Genomic DNA, 12,284 nt, shown 5'->3' with positions numbered 1-12,284 from the left:
CCTGCTTATGAACCTGGAGATGGCAGAGAGCGCGGTTGCCGGCGCGCCGGTCGCGCTATGAGCGGGAGGGCACGCTAATCGCTCCTGGGCCGAGCGTCCAGAAGCCAAATCGCAGTTTCGTCGGTGGGCGTGGTTAAGCTGATCGGCGTGACCACGGACAACACCGCGAACACCGGAGCCCAGGACGAGCCTGGCAAGCCAGGCGCGGGCGACGTTGACGACGAGCTTAGCGCAGACGCAAGGCTGGCGGTTGAGCTCGCGCGACGAACCGGGGAGACCCTGAAGCCCTTCGAGGACCTGGTTCGGCGGTCCGGCGCCCTCCGGCAGCCCGTTCTCGCGGTGAACTCACCCGGCATGCGCGCGGCGGTGGAGTCGACGTCTCGGGTGCAGGGAGTGCTTCGTAACCTCGCCAATTCACCTGCTGCACGGCTCTACCGCGACCTGCCCAACGCTCCCGGCTTCAAGGCGGCCCGTGAGCTGGCCGCCGTGCAGCAACAGCTGATGGAACGCATGGCGACTTCGCCAGCGATCCGTACTGCTAAGGAGTTGCTGAACACCTGGCAGCGAATCCAGCCCCAGGACGTTTCCCTGCTCAGCGACTCAATCCGTGCGCTCCACGCCAACAACAGGACGGCGATGTCCTGGCTTGGCAAGGCTGCGCAGACGCTCCAGATCGCAACGCGCGCACTCCTCCGAGATGCCGCACCACCAAACTGGCAGTTCGACGACGCGTCCCGTCTTGACTGCTGCAAGGCCGCCCTCGCGCTTTCGCTGGAGGAGGGCATCCCGCTCGCCTGGGTACCCGACCCACACACGGTACAACTGTTGCTCGACGTCCCGGCCGGCCCCGACCAGCGCGGACGACGGCGAGCGGTCCTGTCTGAACGAAGCGGCCGGGTGCTCAACCACTGTGAAGCCCGACTGGACGATCTCGCCACCGACTCGGACACGGACGTTGATCTGCATCGGATGCTTGAGATCGCCCGTCAATCGATCCACGCTTTGCGCGCGGGCCTACCAGCGCCGGCACAGGCGGCCGCAGCGAATCTCGCTGACCAGCTCCTGCGTCGCCTGTTCCGTTCGACGGACCGCAGGGGTCTCCAGTACCGAACCGCAAGCCAGCGGATCGTCGACCTAGCTGAGGAGACCCAGGCATTCCTGTCGATGCTGTCCGAACGAGCGACGCTCATGCCGGTTCCTAAGTCGTGGACGGAATGGTGGCCAGGTCGCAACATCGAGCTGCCCGACACGTTCAGCCGACACACGACGACACACGGGATCGCCGAGCCCGATCAGGTCACCCCTATCAATGCGCTGATCGCGATCATGCTGGCCGTCTCCCTGTTGTATCAAGAAACGACCTCTGGTTGGATCGCGCTTAGCACCCGTGTTTGGAACGAGGGCACGGACGACGACCGCAGCCTCTCTCCCAGCGGCTAACCGGCCCGTGGAGCACCCGCCGGTCCGGCCGCATCCCTGCAGGTCTTGCTGGTGTCAGTGAGCCGCTTCCACGGTGATCTCCGGAACGTAGTCCTCGATGTCCTCGGAGTGTTCCTGTGGTTTCCTCGTGGCCTGACGGCGTGACGGGCTGCGGCGCCCGGGTCACGGCTTCACAACCAAGCGGATGTGGTTTTTGTCGATGAGCAGTCCCGAGGGCAACTCGTCGTCGGGCGTTTCGGCGGGGTATGCAGTGATGACGGGTTGAGCATTGCGGTCGCGGTCGAACCGGTGGATTTGCTCGACCAGTCGCTCGGCGAGCTCAGCCGCGGCGGGTCCGTGGCCGGTGGCGCCGAGCTCGAAGCGGCGCTCGCCGGCGGGGCCGGGCTCCTCGACGGGACGTGGCATGGCGAGGTAGGCCAGCGAGTCGCCCTCGGCGATCGCGGGGGTGCGGTAGGAGAAGGCGGGGTTGCAGACGCCGGTTTCGATGGCCTTGTCTTCGGCGTCGAGTCGGCAGGTGCCTGGTTCGGTGGCGGTCAGCCACAGCCAGATGTGGTCGAACGGCTCGTTGGCTGCCACGGAGGTGCCGGACCACACGGTCGTCCTGGGTCCGGTGAAAACCCCGTGCAGGGCGGCCGGGTCGATGTCCTGGTCGGCGTCCCAATGCAGCGTGACGTCCTCGGTGATGTGGCTGGCGTGCTCGCCGGTGGGCACGATGCCGATCATGGGGATGAATCCGCAGAGCTGGCTGTTGGTCGCGCGCAGGTGCGTGTCGTGGCGGGTGAAGGCGATGCTGCGGGCCTGCCCGCGCCAGTGCATCGGGACCACCAGCGTGCCGCCGAGGGCGAGCTGGTCGAACCAGGCCGGTGGCAGGTCCCATGGCCCGACGGTGACGATGATCTTGTCGTAGGGCGCGTGGTCCGCCGCGCCATGAGCACCATCGCCGGTGATCACTCGCACCTGGTGGTAGCCCGTCTCGGCCAGCGCGTGGCGGGCGTGCTCGGTGACGTCGGAGTGGATGTCGATCGTGGTGACGCTGCCGGTGTCACCGACGAGTTCGGCCAGGAGAGCAGCGTTGTATCCGGTTCCGGCGCCGATCTCCAGGACGTGATCGCCGGGCTGCGGGTTGAGCTGGCCGAGCATCATCGCCACGACAGTCGGCACGGAGATGCAGCTGGCCGGCCGGTCCTGGCCGGGTTTGATGGTGATGGCCTTGTTCGCGTAGGCATCCTCGATCGAGGCGGCGGGCACGAAGCGGTGCCGGGGAACGGCCCGTAGGGCTTGCTCGATGCGCTCGGAGCGCAGGTGGCCGGCTGCGCGGATATGGTTGATCATCTGCTCGCGCAGGTCTTCGGGGCGGGTGCTGGTGGCGTTGGTCATTGAGTTCCTCTCGGTGTGCGGCTGGGCATCGAGTTGTGCGAGCTGATGGGCGGGGTGAGCAGGCAGAGATCCCACTCGGCGTCCGGCACGAGGTCGGTGAGCGCGATGCCGGTTTTGCCCTCCAGCATTCCGCTGACCTCCGACAGTTCTCGCGCGGCCCGGGTGCGGCGGTGTCGCCAGCGATGTTCGAGCTGGGCGAGGGCCTCGGCTGCGTGGCTGCCGGGTTCGGCGCGGGCGAGCGTGCGGCGGGCAATGTGCACCAGCCCTGCCCAGCCGTGACAGAGCGAAGCGTCGGCGAGCTGATCGAGCTGCCCTTCATCGGTGATGCACGCGACGAGCGCAACCTCGGTCTCGGCCAACCTGGTGGGGAGGTCCAGTGCCTGGGCGGCCAGATGGCGGGCGTGAGTCAGGCCGGGTGTGCCGTAGCACCATGACGGTCGTTGCGGTCCGGGCTGGTCGACGGCCGTGTTGCGCCATTCGCGGTCGGAGATCAGGCCGGGCCACCACGGGCTGGTCTTCGGGCCGCAGCGCCAGGAGCTGAGGAACCGATCGGTGCGTTCGATGGCCTCCGGCTGGCCGGCCACGGTGATGCCGCTGATCATCGTGGCGGACAGCAGCGCCAGGGGGCCGGCGATGCCGTGCGCCATGCCCAGATTGGCGTGGCCGCCTGGCCACCGCCGGTCGGGGCGCCCGGATGGTCCGGTGGGAGTCCACCAGCCGGGCAGTGTGGCGCCCTCCAGGGTGATCGGGCCGGTCAGCTGGACAAGGTAGGTCAGCACGTCGCGCAGCAGGTCGCGGGCGCGGTGGGCCGGGTCGGCGTGGACGGACTGCAGCAGGCACACCCCGAGCCCGGTCAGGCCGTTGATCAGGTCGTATTCGCGCAGCGCGGGCAGTTCTCCGCGGTCGAGTCGCGTGTGCGCCCGTTCCAATCGGGTCCGGGTGATCGTCGCGAGGTGCTCGTCGAGTGCTCCCAGCACGCCGCGGTAGGCGGGCAGGCCGGCGGTGCGCAGCACGAACGCGACGGCCGGGGCGCCGCGATACAGGCAGGCGTCCGGGTCGGCGGCCACGGGGTCGGCGGTCATGGTCTTGACCCAGCGGTGAGCGGTGGCCCAGTTCCCGGTTCCGGCGTGTGCGCGAGCGATGTGCAGCAGCGCCTGCCCGGCCGCTCCGTTGCCCAGGGACTGACGCCATCCGGGCGCAGGAGCGTTCTCGGGCGAGGCGGTGTGCGGGACGGCGGAGGTCATCCGGCGCCGCCGCGATGTTGCCAGGTGAGGGCGGCGTGCCGGGTCAGGCGACGGCAGCTGCGTTCGCTGTCCCGGTCGATTCCGATCAGCCGGTTGTGGTGCATGTGCAGCAGCGATTCCAGCACCACGTCGATGTTCGTCTCCGGTGGCAGCGCCTTGCGATAGTCGACCAGAGCGGCGGTGCGGTTGTCCCATGCTCGCTCGATGTCGGTGTGCCAGCCAGGCAGCTCGCGGAGCGCGGACGGGTCCGTGGCGAGCCGGATCGCTCGCTCGGACACCGCTCGGTCGAGGGCAGGAGCGGCAGGGGCCGGCCGGGTGGCCAGCCACTCCATCGCCGTGCCGGTGTCGCCGAAGAAACCGGTGACGATTCCCGCCATGTTCGCCGGAACCAGCGCGAGTTTCGGCTTCGCCGTGGGCAGGTGGCGCAGTAGGGCGGTCACGGTGGCGGAGTCGGCGGCGAAGACGTTCTCCGCGGCGTCCAGTGCCCCGTCGGCGCCGTAGCGGCCGACCTCGGGGTAGTAGGTGTCGATCACCAGGCGCTGGATCAGGCCCGCTTGCCGCATCCGCTGGGTCCACTCTCCGACCGTTTGCGTGTACTGAGAGTAGCGGCCAGGAGTCGCTTCGAGCCGGAGGCGGAGGTGGTCTGTCTCCTGGGGACTGCGATAGCGCAGCCACCAGCACAGGGGTGTGTCGAGAGTGTTCAGCAGGCCGGGGAGCGCCTCGGTGATGAGTTCATCGATCCGCTCGGGGTGGGTGAACAGTTTCGCCGAGATCCACGTGGAGCCCGGAGCGCCAGGCAGTTGCCCGTGCGTGTTGGTGACAGCGGGCAGAGCATCGTGGAGCGGGTCGGGTGCCGGGGGTCGGGTCGTCACCAAGGGGAGCGCTATCTCATGGACGTGGCCGTCAATCCAGCCGCACTCGGCTGCTGGGCTAGCTGCGAGGAGGATCGCCTGACCGTGCCGCTTGATGTGGGCGTGCAGGAGGGTGGCGTGCGCGGGCTCGTCGAGGGTGAGCCGTAGGGTGCGATCCGCATCGCGGAGTTCGACCTCGTCGGGGCACCCCCATTGGCGGCGCCACCCGTCGAGCACATGGCGCCACTGATCAGGAGCGGTCTCTCCGGTCGGAAGGTCGGCGGAACTCAGCCGCCATTGGGCCGGGGACAGCACGGTGCGGCGGTAGCGGACCTGGGGCAGGAACGGCAGGCGGGCGTGCGGTCCCCAGTCGAACTGGTACCAGGCGGCGGAAAACGCTCGCGGCAGCTGTGCGAGAAACCGAGCCAGCGGCGGGGGTTGCTTGTCCAACGCGAGTGCGTGGAACACCTGCGGCTCGACGACCTGGCGCCGGGAGAGGCTGACCAGGTGGAGACGGTCGCCGGTCGCGGTGATGGCCAGGTCGTCGATCGTGAGCAGACTGTCGTCGCCGGGCTGCCGGTGCTCGCCCAGGGGAAGAAGGTGGTCGAGGTAGGCCGGGACGCGGCAGACGTTTTCCGCATGCGGGTAGAGCGGCCCGAACGACATCTGCACTTGCAGCGCCCCCTCGGTTGCGGCGGGCAGTGCCCGGTACGCCTGGTCCAGGCCAGAGCCGGTGGCTGTAGGGGTGAACCGGCTGGTGAGGGTGCCGGCGGAGCGGGCGGGCGCGACGGTGAGCAGGAACTCGCCGCGCTCCAGCGCTTGGGCGGTGGTGGCATGGACGTGGGCGGCCAACTCCACGTGGGGCGGGATGAAGCGTTCGTCAAACGTGTCGCCGGTCAGCTCCTCGATGACGTCGTCAGTGAGCACGATTTCCCGAGTGCCATCCCGCATCGCCTGCCAAGCGAGCGCGAGCAGCCGCTCGTCGCGCTCGGAGCTCCCCGTCGCCGGGGTGGAGAACACGCTTCCGCGATAGCCGGTCGGGTACCCCAAGCCGGCGTCCGGACCGAGGACCTCGGCCAGCGGCACGACGGTGCCCGTTCCGTACTTGTCGACGAAGGCCGCGTGGTAGTCACGCCAGGTGGCCTCGCCGGTCGGGTGGCGGGTCAGGCGCAGCAGCGCGCTGGCGGTCCGTTCCATCTCCCGGGCGACCTGGTGAGGCAGCGCGACCGCGCAGTCCAGCCGCAGGTCGACCGCCAAAGGGGTACGTCCCTCCGGCGAGAGTTCCCTCATCCGGCGTGTGAGCTGGGCGCGGAGACGGCCTTGCTCGGCCGGAGTGGTCTCCTTTTCGTTGTGGCGGCGCAACTCGTCCAGAATCGCGTCGAGGTGACGCACCAGGGACGAGAGAGCGGGCAAGTCCTCGGCGCCAGCCTCGCGCAGGCGGTCCATCAAATAGTCGAACGGATCGGTGACGGTGAACGGAGCGCGCAGGGCGGTCAGCAGGTATCCCTGCCGCACGAGTTCGGTGACCATGTCCCGGACCTTCGACCGCTCCGCGGTGAAGTCCTCAGTCAGCGTGTCGATCAGCGCACTGAACCGGACAGGAGTGGTCGCGAGGTGGGTCACGGCCGCGACTGCGCGGGTGTAGCCGATGGTGACTCGGTTCGGCCCTTGCGGTATTTCGAGTCGCTCGCCCCGGCGGACAGCGAGGTCGGTGACCACCACGTGGAGTCGTTCGAGCAGCTCGGGGCATCGTTCAAGTCGCGTGATGATGTCGGCCAGCCACCCGGTGTTGGCGCGGGCCACCCCACGGTGGTTCTCGCCCCAGGTCGTCTGCGCTGTCCGGCCCAACGTCAGTGGAGCCACGCCGGCGAACAGGCCGAACGGGGTGGGGCGGCCGATGCTGCGCAACAGGTACCGCATGGTCGACAGGGTGGCGCTGCGGATCCGCCTGTCGCTCACGAGGTGTCCTTCCCGGATGACATCGACGCGGTCGCCCAGGCACGGGCTGGCTTCACGCACCGCGCCGGCGAGATCCGGCCGCGACCACACCTCCTCCAGCCATCGACGGCAGCCGCCGATGTCGGTTAGGTCGGGCCACCGGACCGAGGTGTCCGGAAGCGGCGCGACGGCCGCGCGGAGCAACGCGACGTTGACGTGTCGGTAGAGCGGTCGTTTGTCGCTGGCACGCACACAGTCCTCCGGTCCGTCGAGTGAGCGATAGGGGACGGCGCCGGGACCGGGTATGTACCTCGGTCCCGGCGGCAACCAAACTCAGGCGCCGTGGCTGACGCAGGCGGACGCGCAGGTGGGGTCGCAGCCGTCGTCCGTGTTGCCCTTGCAGGCCGCCAGCGGGTGACCCGGCGGAACGTCGGTGATGATCTGCACGTCGAGGGCGAAGGCGTCCTCGGCGGCCTGCGCGGCGCGGCGCACTCCGTCGACGAACCCAGGGTCGACCACAGTGGTCATGCGTTTCTCCTCTCCTGACCCGACAGTGCGGGTGGTGCTCCAAACGGAACTTCCGTCCGGACGTTGGGTGGGTCCTCGTTCGCTGGCCAGCGCAGAACCCGATCGATCACGTCTTGGGCGCGGCCCATGTCCGAGCGCCATCCCAGAACCTCGGCTTCGTCGGGCGGCGGTTGGTTGTTCCGGGCGAGACGGACCGCGCTCGCGTAGGTCATCCCGTCCGAGTCACGCCAGAGGTGAAGGTGATCGACGAACTGGCCGCGGCGAGCACGCGCACGAACCATGCCGCTGCTGTCAACCGCCTCGAAGTGGAAACCCGCCTGCTCAGCCCGTGCCACGACTGCAGCCACCAACAGTGCTTCGCCGGCGGCAGCCGGCCCCTGCGGGCCCTGCCCTCCTGTCGACCCCAGCGGCCTGTCCATTTTGCTCCCCGGTTCTGGTCCTCGACGCCGGCTTCGTCGCCAGCCAGCCGACCTCGATCCATAGCTTGAGACCATCTCCGGCGATCCGGGACGCCAGACAACCGGGCAGCTCGGGGAATGCAGGGGAATGTCGGGGCAGATCCCCACATGGACGCCGTGACGTGACGCTGTCGCCTCGTTACACTGCGCATGACCTGGAGGGGACACGGTGACCGAGCCCAATCGCCTGCTACGCGCCGCGCGCGAAAGGCTGCCCTCGTCGACCGCGCCCGGCGAGCACGCCACCCGTGCCGAGGTCGCTGAACAGGTCAACCGGTGGTTGTGGGAGACCACTGGACAGCGGCACGACCTCGACGCGCACTACCTCGCGAAGCTGGAGCGGGGTGTCGCCCGCTGGCCGAACCCCGCCTACCGATCCGGCCTCCGCCATGTGCTCGGCGTCGCAGACGACGCCGCACTCGGCTTTCGCCCTCCCCGTCGAAGGACTATCGAGCCGCCCGGCCCCGACACGTCACCGTCACAGCCCAGCGCTCCCCGCTGGGACGCCGACGGCGTACTCGCCCAGGCCGCAGCCATCACCAGGGATGATCTGACGCCGTCGACACGCCGAACCGCGCTGCTCACCGGCCTTGCCCTCGCCGCCGAGTTGCAGCCGTTCCTCTGGCCGGCGACGGCCGCCGGCGCGGGGCGTCGGGCCGCGTTCACCCCACCCGAGTTGGAGGCAGCAGAACGTCTCGTCGCGTCGCTCCGATCCTGGCGCTCGGCTCCGGGTGTCCTCGCGCGTTCAGCAGTGGTCGCGCAGCTCAACAGCCATGTTCATCGGCTCGAAGCCGCGCCTCAAGGCACTCGCGAGACAGGGCAAGCGTTCCGGATCGGAGCGGAGCTCGCTGACATCGCCGCCACGATGGCGTGGGACGCAAGCGAACATGGCGGCGCCCAGCAGTACTTCGTGCTCGCCGCCCAGCTGGCTCACGCCGGCGGCGACGACGCACTCGCAGCCGTCGCGCTGGCCTCGCTCGCGCGACAGTGCTTCGACCTGAAGCGTCCGCGCGATGGACTCGAAATCGTGCAGCTCGCGCAGTACGGCACCCGCCGCACGGCCACTCCGCGCCTCCGAGCCGTACTCGCCACGCGGGAGGCATGGGCTTATGCCCAGCAGGGTGACGACAGGGCCTTCGACCGGGCCGTCGGCCTCGCCGAGGACTTCCACAGCGAAGGTGTCCGCGACGAGGACGCACGCACGCCCACCGCCCGCAGCCTCGACCAGGCCGAGCTCGCCGGCGTGATCGGCGCCCGCTACCGCGATCTCGCATGCTACGACCCCAAGCGTGCTCGAACCGCCCAGACCTACATCCAGCGCGCGCTGGAGCTGCGCCACCCCAGCCGGCTCCGCAATCGCGCATTCGACCTGATCGGCCTCGCCCGCGCCCACCTCATCAGCCGCGATCCCGATCGCGCCGCTGACCTGATCGTGCAGGCAGTGCCGTTAGCCGGTCCCTGGGCCACCGGACGGGTCGGCGTGAAGCTGCAGGACTTCCGCCGCGAAGCCACCCCTTTCGCTAAGGTGCCCGCGGTGCGTGATGCCATCGAGGCCATCAACGCGCTCACCCCTGCAGACTGACCACAGGAAGGCCAACTCCGTTGCCGCGAATCGGGATCACCGGGCATTCGAACCTGACCGCCGAGTCCGTTCCCGCGGTCGCAGAAGGCATCCGCGCCGCGCTTGCCGGCCACGACCGTGACGGGCTGATCGGTGTCACCTGTCTCGGCCGCGGCGCCGACCAGGTCTTCGCGCGCGTGGTGCTAGAACTCGGTGGTGCCGTCGAGGTGGTCCTGCCCGCGTCCGACTACCGGGAGCGCAAAGTCAAGCCGGACAACGCCGCGGAGTTCGACGAACTACTCGGTCAAGCCAAGACCGTGCACACCATGCCCTTCGACAGGTCGAACCGCGAGGCATACATGGCGGCCAGCGAGCACCTGCTCGACAACGTCGACACCGTGATCGCCGTCTGGGACGGCGGCCCCTCCGGCGGCCACGGCGGAACAGCCGACGTCGTGGCCGCCGCACGCGATCGCGGCCTGCCCGTCACCGTGATCTGGCCAGAAGGCGCCCGCCGAGAATGATCGGCCCGGCAGGCAGTTCGCCCGCCACGCGGGTCATCGAGCGCCCTGGGGGTCTGACACTTCTCGACTCCTGGTCACCGGTCTGCCCTTGAGGCTTGATTCAGTACCAGCTCGCTGCAGGACACCGGCTGCTCCAGGCTGACCGAGACCATCACGAAGGCGTAGGGCGGCGCGCGGACTGGCACACACCGTGCGGTCCCATGTAACCGCGATCGAGGCGCAACAAGCCGGCCGGACACGCGTCTTGGAACCTGCTGAGCCACTCCTGACCACGCCAAAACCTTCGTAGCCGCGGTCGCCAGCGCTCGACCTGCAAAGTCAGGGGTTGACAGACACCAGGCGGAGATGGTCTTTACGCGAAGGACCGGCATCGGCCGGCCTTCCACCGCTTCCCGGGCTCACTGTTCTAGCCAACCCAAAGACGTGCCGATTGAACTCGTCGTAGGTCAGCTTGAGGCTCTCGACGATCGCGGTCACTCCTGAGCCGCTCGCACGAAGGTGCGCAAGCACCTTCTCCAAGATCTGTGACGACTCGGGCACGAGGTCGCTGCCAGGTTCGCTCCGGCGGTATCCGCGCTTGGCCAGTTCAACGCATGCGCTCCGATAGCCCCACTCGGTCAGCAAGCCGAGTTCGCTGAGGCGGTGGGTGAGCGCCATGGCCGATACACGCCACCTGCGACTCGCCCGGATGAGCTGATCGGGGCTGGCGTTGCGCAGGTTGTGCGCGAGGACGTCCGCTCTGGGCATCAGGAACGCGGCGGCGAATCGGTCGGCTTGACGCTCGGCTTCGCGGCCTTGTGCTCGTTCTCGGCCTTGATGCATGACCAGGTGTCCGAGTTCATGTGCCGCGTCGAAGCGCTGTCGTTCTGCGGTCTTGCCGGTGTCGATGAAGATGAACGGCTCGTTCTCGATGTACAGAGAGAACGCATCGACGTCGCGGACTTCCTGCACCAGTGAGAACACTCGGACGCCGTGTGCTTCGAGCAGATGGACCATGTTCGGTATCGGGCGCTGATCAAGGTTCCATTGGCTTCGGACACGGAGTGCGATCGTCTCGATGTCGTGCAGAGTCGCATCCTGCGGCAGGTTGAGTGAAGGAACATCGACCGCAGGAAGCCGGTATCGCTCGGCGATCCAGCTGGCGATCTCCCTGGCGATCTCCCCTGCCGCGAGCACGGCGTCGCGCCGGACCGCCGGGGTCTTGGTGAGTGCACGGAAACTCACAGCTTCAACCGGAATCGGGCTGACCTCCGCTTGCATGAAGAACTCGACGGGAAGGCGGAGAACCTCGGCCAGGCGGTCGAGACTCTCCGGTGTCGGGTCCTGGTGACCCTTCTCCCAGCGGTTGATCGTCTGCGGGCTCAAGTCCGTCATACGCCCAAGCTCTGCCAGCGTCAATCCGCGCAACTTGCGCGCCAGGATGAGACGTGACGGTGAGACGGACACGTGAGAACTCCGCTCCTCTGCACTAGATCGGTTGGACGTCGATGTCCGGCCCTGCGTCCAGATCATCGTCGGGGGTGACGATCACACTAGTATCGGCGTACGTGTACGGCAGCGGGGGCAGCGGGATCCGCTGGTGATACTTCGTGATCTTGTCCTCCACCCGCTCCGCGGGCCTGGACAGTTCCGAGTAGACGACGCCGTCACGGAACGAGAACATGAACAACCACAGCACGGGCGGCTCAGTTGGCGACGGAATGTGCCGCCCTGCCCCTGTGACCTCGAACAGCGGGACCGTGCGAGGCACCTCGTCGATGAGATCGCGCAGCACCGTACGCAGGCCCGTCTTGGGCGTAGGACAGGTGCCAAACAGTCCGGTGCTGTCGTCGCCGGCCCGCACCACCACGTAGAAGCCGCGCGAGGGATGCCATGTCTTGGAAAGGCCGCCGGTCTCATCCTTGTCCCAGCCGGTCTGCTCTCGGAAGCTGATCACAGCCTCGCTCCACTGGTCCTGCCCAGGCGTCTGGGCCGGCGCCAGCGGGCTGGTCCCGTCCCTCTTACGCTGCCCGTTCTCCGCGACCCGATGCAACAGGTCCACGGTGAGATCGAGGGGCTCCAGCTGCTGTGCTGCCCAAGTCAGCCATCCATCGAGGTCGCCGGGGTCAGGCAGGGCGTGCGCATGAGTCAAGCTGCCTCCTTCTCTCAAGGCGACTATAGACCAGACCTCAAATGAGGTCGCATTTATTGCCGACCCCGGCGAGTCGCCCTGAGTGGGGCGCCAGTGCAAGGCCCCGCGCCGGACACCGCAAACCGGGTGTGAGCTGTGCCGGGCCACGACAGCAGGGACATCGGGGAGGCCCGCGACCGTTGGAAACCACCGCTCGCCGTCATCACCGGGGCGCCTGCAGAGCACTGGCGGC

Annotated in this window: 9 protein-coding genes; 3 read left to right on the top strand and 6 right to left on the bottom strand. The window is 68.4% G+C overall.

Annotation, left to right across the window (positions count from 1 at the left end; genetic code table 11):
- Positions 1-147 precede the first annotated feature (147 nt).
- Positions 148-1,440, top strand: coding sequence for a hypothetical protein (locus ABZ193_RS29420; protein WP_354712271.1), 1,293 nt, complete (start codon positions 148-150; stop codon positions 1,438-1,440).
- A 162-nt stretch (positions 1,441-1,602) separates the two neighbouring features.
- Here ABZ193_RS29420 and fxlM read toward each other — a convergent pair whose 3' ends face one another.
- From fxlM to fxlA, 4 genes are all read right to left on the bottom strand, one after another.
- Positions 1,603-2,817 (bottom strand): methyltransferase, FxLD system, encoded by a 1,215-nt coding sequence (fxlM, locus tag ABZ193_RS29415; RefSeq protein WP_354712270.1) that lies wholly within the window; start codon positions 2,815-2,817, stop codon positions 1,603-1,605.
- Positions 2,814-4,061: a lanthionine synthetase C family protein gene (locus ABZ193_RS29410; RefSeq protein ID WP_354712269.1), complete on the bottom strand. Its 1,248-nt coding sequence runs from the start codon at positions 4,059-4,061 to the stop codon at positions 2,814-2,816. The genes fxlM and ABZ193_RS29410 overlap by 4 nt, the downstream gene beginning before the upstream one ends.
- Positions 4,058-7,102 (bottom strand): lantibiotic dehydratase, encoded by a 3,045-nt coding sequence (locus tag ABZ193_RS29405; protein ID WP_354712268.1) that lies wholly within the window; start codon positions 7,100-7,102, stop codon positions 4,058-4,060. Before ABZ193_RS29405 ends, ABZ193_RS29410 begins: the two co-directional genes overlap by 4 nt.
- 81 nt (positions 7,103-7,183) lie before the next feature.
- Positions 7,184-7,378 (bottom strand): FxLD family lanthipeptide, encoded by a 195-nt coding sequence (gene fxlA, locus ABZ193_RS29400; RefSeq protein WP_354712267.1) that lies wholly within the window; start codon positions 7,376-7,378, stop codon positions 7,184-7,186.
- Between the two features lie 627 nt (positions 7,379-8,005).
- On the opposite strand from fxlA, the gene ABZ193_RS29395 reads away from it, so the two are divergent.
- Positions 8,006-9,418, top strand: coding sequence for a hypothetical protein (locus tag ABZ193_RS29395; protein ID WP_354712266.1), 1,413 nt, complete (start codon positions 8,006-8,008; stop codon positions 9,416-9,418).
- Positions 9,419-9,438: 20 nt separating this feature from the next.
- Complete coding sequence (locus ABZ193_RS29390) at positions 9,439-9,921, top strand: hypothetical protein (RefSeq protein ID WP_354712265.1); 483 nt, start codon at positions 9,439-9,441, stop codon at positions 9,919-9,921.
- A gap of 318 nt (positions 9,922-10,239) precedes the next feature.
- On the opposite strand, the gene ABZ193_RS29385 is transcribed toward ABZ193_RS29390, so the two are convergent.
- Both ABZ193_RS29385 and ABZ193_RS29380 read right to left on the bottom strand, forming a co-directional pair.
- Positions 10,240-11,367: an XRE family transcriptional regulator gene (locus tag ABZ193_RS29385; RefSeq protein ID WP_354712264.1), complete on the bottom strand. Its 1,128-nt coding sequence runs from the start codon at positions 11,365-11,367 to the stop codon at positions 10,240-10,242.
- Between the two features lie 22 nt (positions 11,368-11,389).
- A complete protein-coding gene (locus ABZ193_RS29380; RefSeq protein WP_354712263.1) occupies positions 11,390-12,052 on the bottom strand; it encodes a hypothetical protein in 663 nt (220 codons plus the stop codon).
- Positions 12,053-12,284: the final 232 nt, after the last annotated feature.

The organism is Amycolatopsis sp. NPDC006125 (assembly GCF_040614195.1).
Lineage (GTDB): Bacteria > Actinomycetota > Actinomycetes > Mycobacteriales > Pseudonocardiaceae > Amycolatopsis_E > Amycolatopsis_E tucumanensis.
The sequence above is the reverse complement of the archived record's forward strand: the minus strand, read 5'-3'. Positions and strand labels throughout refer to the sequence as shown.

Excerpts from the sequence above, each read along its gene's own strand:
- fxlM (WP_354712270.1), bottom strand. The coding sequence starts at position 2,817 with ATGACCAACGCCACCAGCACCCGCCCCGAAGACCTGCGCGAGCAGATG.
- ABZ193_RS29410 (WP_354712269.1), bottom strand. The coding sequence starts at position 4,061 with ATGACCTCCGCCGTCCCGCACACCGCCTCGCCCGAGAACGCTCCTGCG.
- fxlA (WP_354712267.1), bottom strand. The coding sequence starts at position 7,378 with ATGACCACTGTGGTCGACCCTGGGTTCGTCGACGGAGTGCGCCGCGCC.